The sequence below is a fragment of the Ruegeria lacuscaerulensis genome (assembly GCF_013033355.1).
In the GTDB taxonomy this organism is placed as follows: Bacteria; Pseudomonadota; Alphaproteobacteria; order Rhodobacterales; family Rhodobacteraceae; genus Ruegeria; species Ruegeria lacuscaerulensis_A.
Map to the genome: position 1 here is coordinate 168,737 of NZ_WQDY01000002.1, position 16,918 is coordinate 185,654.

A 16,918-nucleotide genomic window follows, 5' to 3' on the forward strand; every position below is an offset into this window, starting at 1 on the left:
GCGGGCATGTTCGCCCGCCCGATATTGCCTTATGCTGCCTGTCGGGTTTCCAGCGCTGCAAGCGTCTGTGCCAGCTGTTCTTCTGTCCACCCTTCGGATACCGCGCTGCGCAGGATATCGGCTTGACTGGCGGGGGCGTTCCCACCAACCGGTGGGTCCGTATCCAGATTGGTCGGAAACGGATAACCCTCGGCAGTGGCCGCAATAGCCGCATCCAACTCCGGCCCCGACAGATCGCCACGCTGCTTCATCGCCACCAGCGCCGGGAACGCCCTCAGCGACATGGCGCGCCGGTCGATGGCCTCCATCGCGCGCCCAAAGGCTGAAGAGACCTGAAGCAGGTTTGCCATCCTGTTGATATCCGCGCTGCGGTTTTCGCCCGCCGCATGGAACAGCGCCGGGTTGAAGAAAACGGCATCGCCTTTGTCCAGTGGCAGTTGGATGTAGTTGGCTTCGAAATGATTGCGATGGGCTGCATCGTGAAACGCCAGATAGCCCGGAGCATAAAGCTGCGAAAACGGCAACAGCTTGGTCGGGCCACTTTCGACCGGCATATCGCAATGAGCCACCGCGCCCTGCAAGGTCAGAGTCGCTGTCACCAAATGCGCATGGGCCGGATACCGCGCGGCGCTTTCGGTGCTTTGGAACCCCAGATGATAGTCCCGATGCGCTTGCTGTGCCTTACCACCGGGGCGAACCTGATTGACCTGTGCAGTCATCTGATAGTTCGGGCCCAGCCACGCCTCACACGCAGCCGCAATCGAGGTGTTGCCGAAGTAAAGCGCAAAGCCTTCGGGATCCGTCATGCATTGCTTTTGCAGCGCATTCCACACCCGGTCGTTGGCACCCGAGGCCGCAAAGTGATCGCCTTCGCCTGCCCCACCTTCGCGCTCTTTGTCGATGATCTGCTGGAACACCTCGGTAGCCCGGTCGATCACGGTGGTATCCGCATAGGCGCCTTTCAGCGCGATCACCCCGGCCGAGCTGTTCAACACCTGCCCCCATTCCGCAAGCAGAGCTTGACGCTGTGCGCTATCCTCTAGCGCAGGCCGCAGGGCATTCATGTCATAAACGGGTACGTTCTTTTCAATGTCCGCCGCATGGGGCACCGCTGACGCCTGTAGGGCCTGAGAGGTCAACACCTTGAATTCATCCAGATCACAGGATTCCCGGTCAAAATATCCGACATATCCAAGTTCTTGGCTTACCATGATTTTCTCCTTTCTCATGGCTTCGGTGTTGCCCATCGGGCGGTGAGTTATGCAGTGATCGTCAGCCCAGCCTCCCCACAGACTTCGACAATGTGCTCGTAACCCTTCTTCGAATATTCGTAAGGTGGCGCTTTGGCTGGATCCTGTTCGGCCTCAACCACGATCCAGCCGCTGTAATCCATCGTCTTCAGCGCGTTTGCGACGGCTTGGAAGTCGATGCAGCCATCTCCCGGCACGGTGAAGGCCCCAGCAATGACGGCATCCAGAAAGCTGCGATTGTTCTCGCGCGTATCTTGCACGACTTGCGGGCGGATATCCTTGAAATGCACATGATGCACCCGGTCGCCCCAGCGGTTCAGGGTGGCCAGCACATCGCCGCCGCCAAACAGCAAATGGCCGGTGTCAAAGCACAGCTTGACCTCGGGGCCCGACCCTTCCATCAGCCAGTTCACGTCATCTTCGCTTTCGATGATCGTACCCATGTGATGGTGATAGGCCATGGGCATACCCTGATCCGCCATCCACTTGGCCAATTCGGTGATCTTGGCGGCGTAGGCCAGAACTTCATCCTTCGACAGTTTCGGGCGGTCGTTCACTGGGGTTCCGATCTGACCTTGAACGGTGTTCGAGCATTCGGCGTATACGATACAGGGGCTGTTCAGCGCCACGAATTGTTCGACCTGTTCGCGTACGGCCTCACGTTCGGTGCCAAAGTCATTCACCAGCGACGCGCCCGAGCACCAACCACCGCAAAGCGCGATGTCATTCGCCTCAAGATAGGCGCGCAAACCTTCAGTATCGCCGGGCATCCGCTGGCCGCGTTCGACGCCGGTATAGCCGATCGCACGCGACTCTTTCAGCGCCTGTTCCATGGTGTAGCCAGCGGTCAGATCCGGCAGATCATCATTCTGCCACGCGATCGGAGAGATTCCGATTTTCACGCTCATTTGGTATTTCTTTCCTTGATCGCCAGCTCGTAAGCCGCGCGTTTTTCGTTCACTTCAGGGCGGATGCTGACCTCGGGCACCGCCACTTCCCACCACGTGCCACCATATTCGGTCGAGGGGTAGGGATCGGTGTCGATGACAACCACATACGGCCCCTTGATATCGGCGCGTTTGGCAAGCGCGTCCTCGAGCTCGGCAATCGAGCCGACCTTGACCGAGGTCGCCCCCATCGCCGCCGCATGGGCGGCAAAGTCGATATTGGACGGGTTTTCATGCACCGCATGGTCCAACAGGTTATTAAACTCGGCCCCGCCGGTGCCCATCTGCAGGCGGTTGATGCAACCAAAGCCCCGGTTGTCGGTGATCACCACGGTGAACGAGACGCCCATCATCGCGGCCGAGGCCATCTCGGAATTGGCCATCATATAGGTGCCGTCGCCGGTAAAGCAGATCACGTCACGCTCGGGCTCGGCCATCTTGATGCCCATGGCGCCCGCAATCTCGTACCCCATGCAGCTGAAGCCGTATTCCATGTGATATGCGCCAGGGCGCGGGGCTTTCCACAGTTTGTGCAGTTCACCCGGCATGGTCCCGGCCGCGCACATCACCACCGTATCGTTATGCGAGGCGCGCTGGACTGCGCCCACCACCTGCATATCCGTCGGCAGAGCGTTCCCGTCGCCGGGCGCGTCCGTCAGCTTATCGACCTTACCGTACCAATCCGCCTTGAGCGTGTCCGAAACCGGATCGGCGCGGTAGCCTTGAAGCGCAGCGCCCAACTCCTCCAAACCCACGCGCGCGTCCGATTGCAACGGCATCGCGCCGTGTTTTTCAGCGTCATAGGCGTTAGTGTTCAGGCACACCATCTCGCGATCCGGGTTCGAGAACAGGCCCCATGACCCAGTTGTGAAATCCTGCAACCGCGTCCCTGCTGCCAAAACCAGATCAGCTTCGGCGCAGACATCATTGGCCGGTTCACCCCCGGTCACGCCAACGGGGCCCAGGTTCAACGGATGGTCCCAGGCCAACGCGGACTTGCCCGCCTGCGTTTCGGTGACGGGGATGTTGTGCATTTCCGCAAAGCTTTGCAACGCTTCCGTCGCATCCGAATAGTGCACCCCGCCCCCCGCGATGATCACCGGCCGTTTGGCCGCCTTTAGCGCCGCCACTGCGCGGGCCAGCTCACCTTCATCCGGGCGGATGCGGCGCTGATACCAGACGCGGGGCTCAAAGAAGCTTTCGGGATAGTCATAAGCTTCGGCCTGCACGTCCTGACAGAAGGACAACGTGACCGGCCCGCAATCCGCGGGGTCCGTCATGGTGCGGAACGCCCGCGGCAGAGCGGTCAGCAGGTGTTCAGGCCGAGTAATCCGGTCGAAATAACGGCTGACCGGGCGGAAGCAGTCATTGGCGCTGACCGTACCGTCGCTGAAATTCTCGGGCTGTTGCAGAACCGGGTCAGGCCCGCGTGTCGCAAACACGTCGCCGGGCAACAGCAAGACCGGTAGGCGGTTCACATAGGCCAACGCCGCCGCCGTCACCATATTCGTGGCCCCCGGCCCAATCGAGGACGTCACCGCCATCGTCTGCGTCCGCCGCTTTTGCTTGGCATAGGCAATCGCGCAATGGGCCATGGTCTGCTCGTTATGGCCGCGATAGGTGGGCAAGCTGTCTTTCACTGCATGCAGCGCCTCGCCCAGCCCAGCCACATTCCCATGGCCAAAGATGGCCCAGACGCCTGCGATAAACGGCTCCCCAGACTCGTTCAATTGCGCGCCCAGATAGCGCACCAAAGCTTGCGCTGTGGTCAGTCGGACTGTTTTGCCCATTGTGATCCCTTTCAACACAAGGCCAATTTGGCCATTCCAGAATTTTCGTTAAATGTTGGACGCTTGAGCCCAGGGTTGGGGGAACGGCGTTAAACAGTTCCGCCCAGTGAGCCTTCCAGCTGAGCCAGTTCCTGACCACCTGCCATCAGGTCCTGTAACTCTTCTGGCGTGATCTCACCACGTTTTGCAGTGCCCAGAGTCTGACCCCGATTGAGAACGGTAAAGCGGTCCCCCACGGCCAGAGCATGACGCACGTTGTGGCTGATGAAGACAACGCCCACACCTTGACTGCGCACCTTGTCGATGGTCGCCAGAACATTCGAGGTCTGACGCACGCCAAGGGCCGAGGTCGGTTCGTCCAGGATCAGAATCTTCGCGCCGAAATGCACAGCCCGCGCAATTGCCACCGTCTGACGCTCGCCCCCAGACAATGTGCCAACGGCCTGATCTGGACCACGCAGGTTGATGCCCATTTTGCGCATCTCTTCCATGGTGATCTCATCGGCTAGCTTCTTATCGAAAAAGTTGATCCCGGCCACTTTGCGCGTCGGCTCGTTGCCCATGAAGAAATTGCGGCTGACGCTCATCAGCGGAATCATGGCCAGATGCTGGTGCACCGTTGCGATCCCAGCGGAGATCGCATCGCGCGGGTCTTCGAAGTGCATAGGCTTGTCTTCGAAGAATATCTCGCCTGCGGTTGGCTTGTGCACACCGGACATAGTCTTGATGAAGGTCGATTTGCCCGCACCGTTGTCGCCCAGAAGGCAGTGACACTCCCCTGGTTTTAGGTCAAAGCTGACACCAGCCAGCGCAATGACCGAGCCGAAGTGTTTCTGGATGTCGACCATCCGAATGATCGGCTTTTGATCCTGCGCGTCGCCATGATGGAACTTGGTATCTTCGGTCATCTCAGCGTTCTCCTGTGATGATGCGACGGATATAGGTGTTCAGGATCACCGCGCCCAGCAGGATCACGCCCAGGAACACCCGGAACAGAGAGCTTTCCACGCCGGCAAAGAACAGTCCCTGTTGAACCACTCCAAAGATCAGCGCGCCGAGCGCCGCGCCAAGGACCGAGCCATAGCCGCCGGTTAGCAATGCGCCACCGATAACCACAGCAATGATCGCTTCGAACTCTTTCAGCAGACCACGATCCGCGCCGGCTGATCCGAACTCCATCACCTGACAGGTGGCGAAAACCGTGGCGCAGAAGGCCGTGAACATGAACATCAGGATTTTGACTTTGTTGACTGGAACACCCGAGTTCCGGGCTGCCTCGGCATCGCCACCAGCTGCGAAAATCCAATTGCCGAATTTGGTCTTGGTCAAAAGCACATGGCCAAAGATGATGATTACGATAGCCCAGATGATCAGCATTGGAATGCCGTCCACCACCGGCTGACCCTGACGCGTACCCCGTTCGAAAACCTCGATAATACCGTTGTCACCCAGCCAAACGAACAGGCCCTGCCCGACCTTGCCGCCAAAGATAGATGCCAGCCAATCGCCTTCGGCTGCGTCCTTGATCCCGCCGATGATGGTTTTACGTTCAATCGTCTGTGGCAGGTAAATCGTGAATCCGCGCAGAATGAACAGAAACGCCAGCGTAACAATAAAACTGGGCAGGCCTGTTCGGACAACGATGTAGCCGTTTAGCGCTCCGATGGCGACGCATAGGACAAACGTGATTATGATAGCCATCCAGACCGGCCAGCTCATCGTGACCGAGAAAATAGCAATCATCATGCCCGCAAACCCGATCATCGACCCAACGGACAGGTCAAATTCACCGGCGATCATCAGCAGGCAGGCCCCAACAGCGATGATCATGAACTGAGCCGAAACGACCGACCAATTCATGACCCCCTGAGCGGTGAACATGCCGCTGTCAAAGGCGAACAGCAGGAAAAAGGTGAATACGGCGACAGTGCCGACCATCCCACCCAATTCGGGGCGGATCAGAGCGCGGCGAAGTGGTGAGATCTCTTTGATCCGTTCGTCGCCGCCTGCCGTGGATTGAACTGACTCAGACATCGTGGTCCTCCCTCGCGCGGGGTTCTGAGTTTTGGGGGTACAGCGGGCACGCCCAATTGGTGCCCGCTGTGATTGAGAAGATCAGCGGTATTCGCCCGCGAACTCTTCGATCTTGGTCAGACCGTCTGCGGTTACGAAACCGGGGCCCGAGTTGATGTTGTTGCCCGGCAGAACGCCATAACGGTGGTAGTTGGTCATAACTACAACCGGCAGATAGGCTTGCAGGAAGGGCTGTTGGTCGATGCCCCACTGGATGGTGCCGTCCTTGATACCTTTGACGATTTCACCGCCCAGATCGAATGTGCCGAAGTAGATGTCACCGGCCATGCCGTTTTCCTGTAGCGCCAGAATGGTCGGATCAGCCGAGGTCGGGCCAAGTGTCAGAACAGCGTCGGTGTCCGGGTTAGCCGACAGATAGGCCAGAACCCGGTTCTTGATTTCGGCAGGGTCCTGCCCCGCGTCGATCATCTGCTCGCCCAGTTCGACGCCCAGACCATCGGCGAAGCCCTGACAACGCTCCTGGCTGGATGGCTGTACGATGTAGTGGTTCACGCAGAGGAACGACCCGATGCCGTCAGCCTTGGCGCGCTGACCGGCAGCGAGGCCCGCGTCATATTCTGGCTGGCCAACATACATCAGAGCGCCCACTTCGCGCGCTTTCTCAGGCGTGCCGGTGTTCATGATGATAACGTCGATACCGGAATCCACCGCAGCCCGGATTGGACCTTCCAGGATGTCTGGATCGGCCAGCGTGGTGATGATCCCATTCGGGCCAGAGGCAGCCGCCTGATCAATGATCCGCGCCATGTCCGCCAGATCGCCGGTCGGAGGGTTACGGTATTCCACCTCGACCCCCATCTGCTCGCCCGCCAAGGCGATGCCGTTTTTGATCGTATTCCACCAGCTATCGCTGTCAGGGGCGTGGCTGACCAGAATGTACTTCTCGCCCTCCGCAGCCGCGCCGGTCACGGTCGCCAGCGCCATCGCACTGGCCGCCAGAGCGCTTTTTACGAACTTATTCATTTGGTTTCCTCCCATAAGAACAGTTTGTCTTTTTTGCCGGGGTCTTAGCCCCAATCATTCGGACGGACCGAATCTCCTCCACTCCGGAAGCTGACGGAGCTGTTCCCAGTTTCCGTATATCGACTCATTTTGCAACCGGTTTCAAAACATCAGATAGGGTAACTGCCCGGCCAGATCGCAGCGAACGGGTCGCGGCCTCGGCCATGGCTAGGGCGGCCACTCCGTCTGCAAGAGTGACCGGAATAGGTGAAGAGTGTTGCGCTGCCCTCACAAACGCATCCCATTCGGCGCGGTACGCTGGCATATAACGCTCAAGGAAAAAATACGTTGGCTTGGCACCTGTGACGCCTTGAGCCGTGGATTTCACCACAGCGTTTTCCAATACGTTGTTGGCTTGCAGTAATCCGTCGGACCCCAACAACTCGATCCGCTGATCATAACCGTAGACCGCACGCCGTGAATTCTTGATGACGGCGATCTGACCGCTGCTGTAAGTCATTGTTACAACAGCCGTATCCACGTCGCCTGCTTGTCCGATTTCGGGATCGACGATCGCGCTGCCAATGGCAGAAATCTGTTCCGGCAACTGCCCCATCAAATAGTTCGCCATATCAAAATCGTGTATCATCATGTCGCGGAACAGGCCGCCAGACACTTTGACATAGCTGATCGGAGGAGGCGCAGGATCGAAGCTAGTGATAGATAGCATCTCGGGCTTTCCGATCTCCCCCTGATCAGCCGCAGCTTTAAGGGCCGAAAAGCTGGGATCGAACCGACGATTAAACCCGATCATCACAGGTTGAGCTGTCTCAGCAACCGCCATTTGACAGGCTTGAGCACGCTCTAGATCCAAATCCACTGGCTTTTCGCACAGAACAGCCTTTCCCGCGCTGGTTGCGGCTTGGATCAAATCGGAATGCGTGTCGGTTGGCGTAGCAATGAGGACCGCATCTATCGAGGAATCAGCGATAATTTCCTCAGAACTGGCCGCTTTGGCGCCGTATTGGGTCGCCAATGTATCCGCCGCCTCGGTCACTGCGTCAGAAATTGCCACCAACTCGGACTGGGGATGCCCGGCGATTGCATCTGCATGCACGCGTCCGATACGTCCTGCTCCCAGTAGTCCGATCTTTAGCATGGGGGCCTCCCGAATCCTCTTCTCAGCGTAACAATGTTCATTTTTGCAACCGGTTGCAATGCTTTTTCTCGCGGTCGGGGCATCCGTATTGCAAGTCACAAGCGCTACTCAGACTCGATTGCAGATCGAAGATCGTATGATACCTTCACGATTTCAAACGTTTCGAAGTCAGAAACCTTTCTGAAACCTGGGTGATTCTGGTGGCGCGCCTTCACGCTCCCAAAAAAGCATGGGTGGTGTAAGATCTTAATTTTCAGACACTTACGTATCACTCACCTGAGACGAAGAATTTTTACAAAATTTATGTCATAATGACCCATTGTTTTGTGGGGTGCTGTCAAAATGTTTGATTATGGAATTACATCGAAATTCAGTTTGGGCGGGTTCAATTTCGGAGAATTCGGCGTATCAACCTGGATCGGTCAAATCGTCGGGAACCCGGTTTTCCTGATCATCACAGTGGTTGGATTGTATTTTCTGGCTCGGCTGGTTTTCGCCAAATAGGCACAAGCCATCGCGACAGTGTTGGCAAATCCCCTTGGCTAGTCGCCAAGGGTTCGGTCTTTTTTAGTCAAGACTCAGCCATCAGATGAAATGGCGCCCACGGGAGGACTCGAACCCCCAACAGCCCGATTAGAAGTCGGATATTCTATCCAGTTGAATTACGTGGGCGCAAGTTCGCTTTTATTGGACAACGCCAACCCATAAGTCAACGCGGTAATTGCGGCCCTGACGCGCGGCCGAGTTTCAAGCCTTTGGGTTAAGGTCCAATCGCATGAACGCGCTATTTGGGTCTGCCTCATATCCGTAAATCGGTCCGCAATATGCGTAGCCCAGAGCTTCATAGAGCTTACGTGCGGCGTCATATTCCCCAAGATGCGCCGCTCCGGTTTCAAGAACCAATGCCGAAACGCCCTCGGCCCGCGCCAAAGTTGCCAGGTGGTTCATTATCTCGCGCGCCAGCCCTTTCCCCCGTTCAGATGAAAGAACATGTACGGACTTCACCTCGGCGGTGCCGTCCGGCAATGTTTTCAGCGCGCCGCATCCGACAGGCCTGCTGTCGTTGTACACAGCCCAAAACCGCATGTCCGGCCCGGCCAGTCCCTGCGCATCCATAGTATGGTTGCTTTCAGCCGGTCCTGCCGTTTCACTATGTGCAAAGTGAGCCTGCACCAGTTGCCGCACACCATCCGAGGTGGGATCAGCCAGGCGAATGTGGACCATTCAGTGCGTCCAGGGCGCGCGCCGGTCGGTAGCGAAGTTCTCGCCATACCCACGTGCACGCAGATTTGGTTTGCGCTTATGCGGCTCGCTGACAGTGGCTTCGATACTGTTGTCTTTGGCGTAGTCCAGCGCCTCTTCCTTGGTATCGAATTTCAGGCGCACCTGTGTCTGCGTATCGGACGACGACGTCCAACCCATCAGCGGATCAACCTCGCGCGAAGACGCAGGAGCATATTCCAGAACCCACTTGCGGGTCTTGGCCATTCCCGAAGTCATGGCATTCCTTGCAGGTTGGTAAATCCGTGCGCGCATGTCGCCTCTCCGTACTCGCTTGGCTAGGGGTGTTTATGCGTCAGACGCGCCGCCCGGACAAGCCCGCAATTGTCGCAATTGAAGCGATTGGAAATGCCCCCTTGAACAAGAACAAAAACAGACCAAAATCAGGCCCGAAAGGAATCCCCCCTTATGGCCTATGCACATTCCGACAAGACGCAACTGATCTCTGAAGATGTCCGCGCCCGCCTGAAGCTTGAAGGCGGCAAGGCATTTGTCATGCACACTGATTTTGCGCCCGCAGGGGATCAGCCAACGGCCATCAAGGAACTGGCGGGCGGCGTTCAGGACGGTGAACGTGATCAGGTTTTGCTGGGCGCGACCGGCACAGGCAAGACCTTCACTATGGCCAAGGTGATCGAGGAAACCCAGCGCCCCGCCATCATCCTTGCGCCCAACAAGACGTTGGCCGCGCAGCTCTATGGTGAGTTCAAAGGCTTCTTCCCCGAAAACTCGGTCGAGTATTTCGTCAGCTACTATGACTATTACCAGCCCGAGGCCTATGTGCCGCGTAGCGATACCTACATAGAAAAAGAATCCCAGATCAACGAACAGATCGACCGGATGCGCCACTCGGCCACCCGCGCGCTGCTGGAGCGGGATGACGTGATCATCGTGGCCTCGGTGTCTTGCATCTACGGTATCGGTTCGGTCGAGACCTATGGGGCGATGACGCAGGACCTGAAGGTGGGCAGCGAGTATGATCAGCGGCAGGTGATGGCGGATCTGGTGGCCCAGCAATACCGCCGCAACGATCAGGCGTTTCAGCGCGGTTCGTTCCGTGTTCGCGGTGACAGCCTCGAAATCTGGCCCGCCCACCTTGAGGACCGTGCATGGAAGCTGTCCTTCTTCGGCGAAGAACTGGAACAGATCACCGAATTCGACCCGCTGACCGGCGAGCGCACCGCGACGATGGAGCAGGTGCGGGTCTACGCAAACTCCCACTACGTGACGCCGAAACCAACGATGCAGCAGGCAATCATCGGGATCAAAAAGGAACTGCGCATTCGGCTGGACCAATTGGTGGGCGAAGGCAAGCTGCTGGAGGCCCAGCGTCTGGAACAGCGCACCAATTTCGATCTGGAAATGCTTGAGGCCACCGGCGTCTGCAACGGGATCGAGAACTACTCGCGCTATCTGACGGGCCGCGCGCCGGGCGAACCGCCCCCGACCCTGTTCGAGTTCATCCCGGACAACGCCATTGTCTTCGCGGACGAATCCCACGTCAGCGTCCCGCAGATCGGCGGCATGTACCGGGGCGACTATCGGCGCAAATTCACGCTGGCCGAACATGGGTTCCGCCTCCCGTCCTGCATGGACAACCGCCCGCTGAAGTTCGAGGAATGGGACGCCATGCGCCCGCAATCCGTCTTCGTCTCGGCCACCCCTGCCAAGTGGGAGATCGAACAGACCGGCGGTGTCTTCACCGAACAGGTGATCCGCCCCACCGGCCTGCTGGACCCCGAGGTTGAAATCCGCCCCGTCAGCATGCAGGTCGATGATTTGCTGGACGAGGTACGCAAAGTCACCGCCAACGGGTTCCGTACGCTGGTCACGACGCTGACCAAACGCATGGCCGAGGACCTGACCGAATACATGCACGAACAGGGCATCAAGGTGCGCTACATGCACTCGGATATCGACACGATCGAGCGAATCGAAATCCTGCGCGACCTGCGCTTAGGGGCCTTCGACGTCCTGATCGGCATCAACCTGCTGCGCGAAGGTTTGGACATCCCCGAATGCGGGCTGGTCGCCATTCTGGACGCCGACAAAGAAGGCTTCCTGCGGTCCGAGACCTCTCTGGTTCAGACCATCGGCCGCGCCGCGCGGAACGCCGATGGCCGGGTGATCATGTATGCCGACAAGATCACCGGTTCCATGGAACGCGCGCTGAATGAGACCAACCGCCGCCGCGCCAAACAGATCGCCTATAACGAGGAACACGGCATCACGCCCGAGACGGTGAAGAAGAATGTCGAGGACGTTCTGGCCGGGCTTTATGAGGGCGACGTCGACATGAACCGCGTCACCGCCACCATCGACAAACCGATGCACGGCGCGAACCTTGAGGCGCATCTGGACGGCCTGCGCGAACAAATGCGCAAAGCTGCCGAGAATCTGGAATTTGAAGAGGCCGCCAACATCCGGGATGAGATCAAACGTCTGGAAGCGGTCGATCTGGCCGTCGCCGACGACCCCATGGCGCGGCAATGGGTGGTCGAGAAGGCCTCGGAAGACGCAGTGAAAGCGCGCGGACGGTCAACGGCTGGCAGGCCGGGTCAGCGGGGTGGGAATGTGAAGCGGAGGAAACGGTAGACCGTTAAAGACGTAATTCAAAGATGCCGCGCGTGGCGAAATTTGATTCTGTCACCTTGCCCAACGGTGTTCTGTAGCTAGGTTCAGGTTATGCGAGCCGTTTTGTTATTAATGATCCTCAGCACCCCTGCCTACGCGTGGGATGTAACCGTTGATGAAATTTGCACCCTGTCGCACGAGACCGACGCGGCGAAAATATTCCTTACCTACGAGCCGTCCAAGCCGCTTTATACAATCACCGTGACCCAAGCGAACTCTGATTGGACACAGACTCCGTGGTTCGCAATGCGCTTCGAAGGATCGTCCCCAATCGAAATTGCCACATCCCGCCATATTCTTTCCGACGACGCAAAGTCATTGACGGTTACAAATACGGGTTTCGGAAACGTGCTTGATGGGTTGGAGTACAACCAAATAGCCTACGCATACACACAGGATCATGTGGCCACATTCTCGCTGGACGGCGCTGCTGACCCGGTGCGGATTTTCCGCGAATGTGCTGGGGCTCAACTGTCATAACCCATCCGGAATATGACCATTCCTGATTTTTGCCTCAGCGCGTTTCCACGGTATTTAGTTTGATTGCATAAGTCTCGAACGCCCATACCCCGCGCGAGTGCTTCTCGCGCGGGTCCGTGCTCACCCCTTATCCCAATGGGCAATCACATCATACCCAACTGGTGAGGGAGGGCCTTCCATAAATTCAGCAAAATGCCCCCAGAGCTCGGCCACTTTCGAGGCGTTCGCGTTCGATGTTTCCTCACTCTCGACCACAGAGATCACATAGCCTGAACCGTCTTCATTCATGACATTGGTAAAGCTGTGCATGCCGGGCATGCCCATAATTTCGGATTTCAGTGCATTCATCTTCTCAGTTGCGGCGTCACGGGTGCCGGGCTTCATTTTAAATTGAGTAATTCGCGCAAACATCATTTTCCTCCCTCATGGGACGAGATTGCGCTGTGCTGGGTTTGTGCAACCTCGCCAAGAACATATTAACACGCCGCTAAATAATCTCATATTGAGAGTTTGTTATTCGAGGTAATTTCAACTTTAAGCCTCAGCAATTTGCGACGGCTGACACTTCACAGTTGCAGCCCAGCGCTCTCTGCTTCACGTTTGAAATCACAAATTGTGATTCCAAACGGTTGCCATGACGAACACCTTGCCCAGCACGCATGAGGTCCAAAGCGCCATTCACCGCGTGCGTGGCACCCGCGTGGTGCTGGCCGAGGATCTGGCACAGTTCTATGGAAAATCCGTCAGCGCCTTCAATCAGGCCGTGTCGCGCAACAAGGACCTGTTCGAGGGCTACCGCTTTCAACTGACCGATGCCGAAGTCGCCGAGTTGCAATCACAAAATGTGATTTCAAAACCCAAGGGGCGCGGTGGGCGGCGGGTCAATCCTTGGGTCTATACCGACTACGGCGTGGCCATCGCCTCGGCCCTGTTCAAGGACCCGCGTGCGATCAGGATCACGCGGATGATTACCGAGGCCTTTGTCGACGGCGCGAATGCATTGGCCGAAACTCCGCGCAGCGCGCCGGAAATCCTGCCGCCCGAGGACACCCCCGCCCCGCTGCTGCCCAATGGTGAGCAGTTGCGCGATCTGGCCGAAAACATCCTCGATTCCGGGCAGCAGAGCCTTGTGGATTACATCGCCAACCCAACCACCAAGCGCCAGAAGGCCGTGGCGGCGATCATGAAAACCTTGGCTGAGACCGCAGGTGAAGAGGTCCGCACCCAACAGGAACGCCTGCGCCTGCGCATTGCCGAGCGTCTGGCTACCGGTGACTACGCCGATGATGATGACCGCAAACAGTTGCTGGAATTGCTGCAGGCGATGAAGGGTTAAACCCCCAGCTCTGCCCGCAACTTTTTAGTCAGCTTCGCAACGACCAGATCATAAGAGGTCACGATATGTTCGCGCAGCGACGCGTCACTCATCCCGCGTTCCTCGTGTACCTGCAGCCATTTCATCCCGCGCGAAGCCAGATAGGGCGCTGGGCGGATACCGGGCTCGTCACTTAGAACTTCAAAGGCGAGATCGGTGGCTTTGAAGGTGAAAGCATCCTGGCCATTGTTCCAGCCGCAGATCGCAAACACCTTGTCACCCACTTTCCAAACATCCGCATCACCCCATTGCACCACATGGGTGGTCGCTTTGAGAGTGTCGCAGAAACGGTTGAACTCGTCGCGGGTCATGCAGGGATCAGGGGCGCAGGAATCTGGCGTTACCGACCTGTTTCTCCGCTTGCAAAGGCGTATCTACCGCGCTTTGTCGGCCAGAGTCGCATGCGATTCCATCTGCATCCGGGTCATTGCGCAAATGATAGCCAGGCTGCCCTTCGTAATACGGGCCGGGCAGGATTTTTTGCGCCGCGTGGCACCCTCCGACAAGCGCCGCAAGGTGAAATACGGCCTCTTCGCGCTCAAAATCCGATGTGCGTATGAACACGCTCAGCGCAATCGCCGCAGTTGTGACCGGAAGCATCAAAATCATCAGCATAATCCGAACCGGTGACAGCGCCCTTTTACGGGTCACTTCCGCACGCCGCTGGCGTTCTGGGCAGGTCGGATCGGTAAAGACCGGACGCAGGGAGGATTCTCGGGTCGTCATACGGCCTGAGTATACACGGTTTGTGGCAATTCCGAGCCCCCTGAGTCCGAACACGAGTGATTAAGTTTTGGTGATCGGAACTGTCGCGAACCGAGACATCAAAGGTTAAAGTAATTTGGACCAGAGCAGGCGGGGCACAGAATGACAGAAACGAACCCTTTTCGAGCCGTAGATGATCACGCCCGAAAACTGGCCTACGACCTTATTGCGTCGGCGACCTTCGGGGCGTTGGCGGTAAACCGCCCGGATACAGGGTTGCCATCTGTCTCTCGGATCGCGCTGGCCATGGCACCAGATGGATTGCCCATGACGCTGATCTCTGCGTTAGCCGATCATACGCGCGCCCTGACCGCATATCCAAACTGCGCCATTTTAGTTGGTGAACCCGGCGACACCGGCGATCCGCTGACCCATCCGCGGCTGACCCTGCATGCTCAAGCCGGATTTGTCGTGCCCGGTACACCTGAACACTTTGACCTACGTAACAGCTACCTAAGCCAACGCCCAAAAGCCAAGCTGTATGTCGATTTTTCGGATTTCAGATTTGTCCGCTTTGCTGTCACTGACGCGCTGTTGAACGGCGGTTTTGGCAAGGCATGGCGCCTTGCCCCTGAAGATATTCGAGCCGATCAACGCACAACATGAACCGCACACGCCGCGTGCCGCACAACGTGGTTCGCCGTAGAGCCCAACAGCAAGTCCTGCATACCTGGGCGGTGCGATGCCATAATGATCAAGTCAGGTTTATGCTCACTGGCCCAATCCAGGATAGTACGGCCTGAATGCCCCTCGATCACGATACCCTTTGCATTGGGCAATTTGGCGGCAAGGCTGTCCAACTCGGCCTGAAGCGCTTTACGCGCCTCGGTCAGATACTCGGGTGGCATGTACGAGATGGCATAGTTGGGGATATGTTCAACCACGTGAAGTAGAGTGACCTGAGCATCTGGCGTTGCCAAAACCTCTGCCAGTTTCAAAGGGCCGGAAATATCCCGTTCTGCATCAAAGGAAATCGGGACCAAAATATTGTGATACATGACGCGTACCTCCGTTTCATTCATCGGAAATTTGCACCAATACCAAGGGGTCGGCTTTGATTTAGGTCACTAAGTACCAAATGTTTCGGCAACGTCATACATCACCGGCTCGAAGCTTTTGCACATTTCGTTTATTCTACGATTGCGGTCGCGCATTTCCGGCGTGCGTAGCATGGCCAGGAAATCCTCGCGCCGTTCCCATTGCGAATAGTTGGCAATCCGAGTTTGTGCATCATTGACATGTAAACCTGCGGCGATGAACCCCGGCTGCTTAGAAATGAACTCGGCATAGGCATCGGTCAGCGCTTCAAGCAGGTCATGACATGTGCCCGGCGTCATCTCGAATGTGGTGATTACGGTCTGGACGCTGGCATTTTTCGCGATGTGCGGCATCTGGAATCTCCCTTGTTCTGGTCGAGCCTAACACAAGTTCTAAAAAGGTCCCGGGGTTTCCTGAACGGTGCGCCACAAACCGGTATTTGCGAAAAAGTAAGAATAACTAACGTTCCGTTAACTATGCTGCCCGATGCTTTGCGCATGTTCCGGCTTGGCTGTCTTTTTGCTCTGTTGTTTATGGCGTCCCCCGCGTGGCCAGGCGCCTGGCTGCGCGCCAAGGACTCGGCATTTACTGCCGCGTCGGTCACAGTTTTCACAGATGACTACGGGTACGACTATAAGTCAGCTCTGTATGCGGAATGGGGGTACCGCGAGAACCTGACACTGGGTTTCGACTTTGAAGAAAACCGTGACATTTATGGGCACGCCACCGTTTTCGCCCGCGTTCCGGTTGCCGATCTGAACAATATAGGGCGCTTCGCAGCAGAGCTCGGCGTCGGAGTGCATCATCGACACCGTGACGCATGGGCCCTTTACAAGGCGACACTGTCCTATGGCAAAGGTTTCCAGACCGGCTGGGGCAGCGGGTGGGTCGCAATTGACACAACGCTGGAATACCGAACTCACGATGCGCTTTTCAGAAAGCTGGATATTACGACCGGTCTGTCCGCACCCAGATTGCTCAACCCGCTGTTGCAGATAGAAACATCCTATCGCTCCGGGGACCCGTTGTATTGGCGTGTGCGCCCTTCAGTCATGATCCGCAAGCAGGACAGACCGACAACATGGGTTCTGGGGTTGGAACGAAAAGATGCCCGCAATGATATGGGCATCAAGGTCGCAATATGGGCGGATTTCTGAAACCCG

Annotated in this window: 20 protein-coding genes and 1 tRNA gene; 6 read left to right on the top strand and 15 right to left on the bottom strand. The window is 57.2% G+C overall.

Annotated features, from left to right (window positions below):
- Window positions 1–29 precede the first annotated feature (29 nt).
- From GOW48_RS04220 to iolG, 7 genes are all read right to left on the bottom strand, one after another.
- A complete protein-coding gene (locus GOW48_RS04220) occupies window positions 30–1,211 on the bottom strand; it encodes a phytanoyl-CoA dioxygenase family protein (protein ID WP_170751653.1) in 1,182 nt (393 codons plus the stop codon).
- Window positions 1,212–1,258: 47 nt separating this feature from the next.
- Window positions 1,259–2,158 (bottom strand): myo-inosose-2 dehydratase, encoded by a 900-nt coding sequence (gene iolE / locus GOW48_RS04225; protein WP_170751655.1) that lies wholly within the window; start codon window positions 2,156–2,158, stop codon window positions 1,259–1,261.
- Entirely contained in the window at window positions 2,155–3,987 is a 1,833-nt protein-coding gene (gene iolD / locus GOW48_RS04230; RefSeq protein ID WP_170751657.1) for a 3D-(3,5/4)-trihydroxycyclohexane-1,2-dione acylhydrolase (decyclizing), read from the bottom strand. Before iolD ends, iolE begins: the two co-directional genes overlap by 4 nt.
- A gap of 89 nt (window positions 3,988–4,076) precedes the next feature.
- Window positions 4,077–4,895 (bottom strand): ATP-binding cassette domain-containing protein, encoded by an 819-nt coding sequence (locus GOW48_RS04235; protein WP_170353423.1) that lies wholly within the window; start codon window positions 4,893–4,895, stop codon window positions 4,077–4,079.
- Between the two features lies 1 nt (window position 4,896).
- Window positions 4,897–6,021, bottom strand: a complete 1,125-nt coding sequence (locus GOW48_RS04240; RefSeq protein ID WP_170353424.1) for an ABC transporter permease — start codon at window positions 6,019–6,021, stop codon at window positions 4,897–4,899.
- An 81-nt stretch (window positions 6,022–6,102) separates the two neighbouring features.
- Entirely contained in the window at window positions 6,103–7,005 is a 903-nt protein-coding gene (locus tag GOW48_RS04245) for a sugar ABC transporter substrate-binding protein (RefSeq protein ID WP_234899385.1), read from the bottom strand.
- 163 nt (window positions 7,006–7,168) lie between these two features.
- Window positions 7,169–8,182, bottom strand: coding sequence for an inositol 2-dehydrogenase (gene iolG / locus GOW48_RS04250; protein ID WP_170751659.1), 1,014 nt, complete (start codon window positions 8,180–8,182; stop codon window positions 7,169–7,171).
- A 342-nt stretch (window positions 8,183–8,524) separates the two neighbouring features.
- On the opposite strand from iolG, the gene GOW48_RS04255 reads away from it, so the two are divergent.
- Entirely contained in the window at window positions 8,525–8,686 is a 162-nt protein-coding gene (locus GOW48_RS04255) for a hypothetical protein (protein WP_170353427.1), read from the top strand.
- A gap of 91 nt (window positions 8,687–8,777) precedes the next feature.
- Here GOW48_RS04255 and GOW48_RS04260 read toward each other — a convergent pair.
- From GOW48_RS04260 to GOW48_RS04270, 3 genes are all read right to left on the bottom strand, one after another.
- Window positions 8,778–8,854, bottom strand: a tRNA-Arg gene (locus tag GOW48_RS04260).
- A gap of 75 nt (window positions 8,855–8,929) precedes the next feature.
- Window positions 8,930–9,406, bottom strand: coding sequence for a GNAT family N-acetyltransferase (locus GOW48_RS04265; protein ID WP_170751661.1), 477 nt, complete (start codon window positions 9,404–9,406; stop codon window positions 8,930–8,932).
- Window positions 9,407–9,718 carry an ETC complex I subunit gene (locus GOW48_RS04270; RefSeq protein WP_170751663.1) on the bottom strand — a complete coding sequence of 104 codons (312 nt, stop codon included), beginning with the start codon at window positions 9,716–9,718 and terminating at the stop codon, window positions 9,407–9,409.
- 153 nt (window positions 9,719–9,871) lie between these two features.
- Between GOW48_RS04270 and uvrB the strand changes: the two genes are divergently transcribed.
- Complete coding sequence (gene uvrB / locus GOW48_RS04275) at window positions 9,872–12,058, top strand: excinuclease ABC subunit UvrB (RefSeq protein WP_170751665.1); 2,187 nt, start codon at window positions 9,872–9,874, stop codon at window positions 12,056–12,058.
- 111 nt (window positions 12,059–12,169) lie between these two features.
- Entirely contained in the window at window positions 12,170–12,577 is a 408-nt protein-coding gene (locus GOW48_RS04280) for a hypothetical protein (protein ID WP_170751667.1), read from the top strand.
- 120 nt (window positions 12,578–12,697) lie between these two features.
- Here GOW48_RS04280 and GOW48_RS04285 read toward each other — a convergent pair whose 3' ends face one another.
- Entirely contained in the window at window positions 12,698–12,991 is a 294-nt protein-coding gene (locus GOW48_RS04285) for an antibiotic biosynthesis monooxygenase family protein (RefSeq protein ID WP_234899364.1), read from the bottom strand.
- A gap of 220 nt (window positions 12,992–13,211) precedes the next feature.
- Here GOW48_RS04285 and GOW48_RS04290 point away from each other — a divergent pair, with 220 nt between their 5' ends.
- Window positions 13,212–13,913, top strand: a complete 702-nt coding sequence (locus GOW48_RS04290; protein WP_170751669.1) for an ORF6N domain-containing protein — start codon at window positions 13,212–13,214, stop codon at window positions 13,911–13,913.
- Here the strand turns inward: GOW48_RS04290 and GOW48_RS04295 are convergent.
- Complete coding sequence (locus tag GOW48_RS04295) at window positions 13,910–14,263, bottom strand: MmcQ/YjbR family DNA-binding protein (protein WP_170751671.1); 354 nt, start codon at window positions 14,261–14,263, stop codon at window positions 13,910–13,912. The genes GOW48_RS04290 and GOW48_RS04295 overlap by 4 nt on opposite strands.
- A gap of 7 nt (window positions 14,264–14,270) precedes the next feature.
- Window positions 14,271–14,561, bottom strand: coding sequence for an excalibur calcium-binding domain-containing protein (locus GOW48_RS04300; RefSeq protein ID WP_170756377.1), 291 nt, complete (start codon window positions 14,559–14,561; stop codon window positions 14,271–14,273).
- A gap of 258 nt (window positions 14,562–14,819) precedes the next feature.
- Here GOW48_RS04300 and GOW48_RS04305 point away from each other — a divergent pair, with 258 nt between their 5' ends.
- Window positions 14,820–15,323, top strand: coding sequence for a HugZ family pyridoxamine 5'-phosphate oxidase (locus tag GOW48_RS04305; protein ID WP_170751675.1), 504 nt, complete (start codon window positions 14,820–14,822; stop codon window positions 15,321–15,323).
- Here the strand turns inward: GOW48_RS04305 and GOW48_RS04310 are convergent.
- On the bottom strand, window positions 15,308–15,715 hold the full coding sequence (locus GOW48_RS04310) for a universal stress protein (RefSeq protein WP_170751677.1): 408 nt from the start codon (window positions 15,713–15,715) through the stop codon (window positions 15,308–15,310). The two genes, GOW48_RS04305 and GOW48_RS04310, sit on opposite strands and share 16 nt — an antisense overlap.
- A 69-nt stretch (window positions 15,716–15,784) precedes the next feature.
- On the bottom strand, window positions 15,785–16,108 hold the full coding sequence (locus tag GOW48_RS04315; protein WP_170353438.1) for an antibiotic biosynthesis monooxygenase family protein: 324 nt from the start codon (window positions 16,106–16,108) through the stop codon (window positions 15,785–15,787).
- 123 nt (window positions 16,109–16,231) lie between these two features.
- On the opposite strand from GOW48_RS04315, the gene GOW48_RS04320 reads away from it, so the two are divergent.
- Window positions 16,232–16,912, top strand: a complete 681-nt coding sequence (locus GOW48_RS04320; RefSeq protein ID WP_234899365.1) for a nitroreductase family protein — start codon at window positions 16,232–16,234, stop codon at window positions 16,910–16,912.
- Window positions 16,913–16,918 lie beyond the last annotated feature (6 nt).

Coding starts and splice junctions, on each gene's coding strand:
- GOW48_RS04220 (WP_170751653.1), bottom strand. CDS start 1,211: ATGGTAAGCCAAGAACTTGGATATGTCGGATATTTTGACCGGGAATCC.
- iolE (WP_170751655.1), bottom strand. CDS start 2,158: ATGAGCGTGAAAATCGGAATCTCTCCGATCGCGTGGCAGAATGATGAT.
- iolD (WP_170751657.1), bottom strand. CDS start 3,987: ATGGGCAAAACAGTCCGACTGACCACAGCGCAAGCTTTGGTGCGCTAT.
- GOW48_RS04235 (WP_170353423.1), bottom strand. CDS start 4,895: ATGACCGAAGATACCAAGTTCCATCATGGCGACGCGCAGGATCAAAAG.
- GOW48_RS04240 (WP_170353424.1), bottom strand. CDS start 6,021: ATGTCTGAGTCAGTTCAATCCACGGCAGGCGGCGACGAACGGATCAAA.
- GOW48_RS04245 (WP_234899385.1), bottom strand. CDS start 7,005: ATGGCGCTGGCGACCGTGACCGGCGCGGCTGCGGAGGGCGAGAAGTAC.
- iolG (WP_170751659.1), bottom strand. CDS start 8,182: ATGCTAAAGATCGGACTACTGGGAGCAGGACGTATCGGACGCGTGCAT.
- GOW48_RS04255 (WP_170353427.1), top strand. CDS start 8,525: ATGTTTGATTATGGAATTACATCGAAATTCAGTTTGGGCGGGTTCAAT.
- GOW48_RS04265 (WP_170751661.1), bottom strand. CDS start 9,406: ATGGTCCACATTCGCCTGGCTGATCCCACCTCGGATGGTGTGCGGCAA.
- GOW48_RS04270 (WP_170751663.1), bottom strand. CDS start 9,718: ATGCGCGCACGGATTTACCAACCTGCAAGGAATGCCATGACTTCGGGA.
- uvrB (WP_170751665.1), top strand. CDS start 9,872: ATGGCCTATGCACATTCCGACAAGACGCAACTGATCTCTGAAGATGTC.
- GOW48_RS04280 (WP_170751667.1), top strand. CDS start 12,170: ATGATCCTCAGCACCCCTGCCTACGCGTGGGATGTAACCGTTGATGAA.
- GOW48_RS04285 (WP_234899364.1), bottom strand. CDS start 12,991: ATGATGTTTGCGCGAATTACTCAATTTAAAATGAAGCCCGGCACCCGT.
- GOW48_RS04290 (WP_170751669.1), top strand. CDS start 13,212: ATGACGAACACCTTGCCCAGCACGCATGAGGTCCAAAGCGCCATTCAC.
- GOW48_RS04295 (WP_170751671.1), bottom strand. CDS start 14,263: ATGACCCGCGACGAGTTCAACCGTTTCTGCGACACTCTCAAAGCGACC.
- GOW48_RS04300 (WP_170756377.1), bottom strand. CDS start 14,561: ATGATTTTGATGCTTCCGGTCACAACTGCGGCGATTGCGCTGAGCGTG.
- GOW48_RS04305 (WP_170751675.1), top strand. CDS start 14,820: ATGACAGAAACGAACCCTTTTCGAGCCGTAGATGATCACGCCCGAAAA.
- GOW48_RS04310 (WP_170751677.1), bottom strand. CDS start 15,715: ATGTATCACAATATTTTGGTCCCGATTTCCTTTGATGCAGAACGGGAT.
- GOW48_RS04315 (WP_170353438.1), bottom strand. CDS start 16,108: ATGCCGCACATCGCGAAAAATGCCAGCGTCCAGACCGTAATCACCACA.
- GOW48_RS04320 (WP_234899365.1), top strand. CDS start 16,232: ATGCTGCCCGATGCTTTGCGCATGTTCCGGCTTGGCTGTCTTTTTGCT.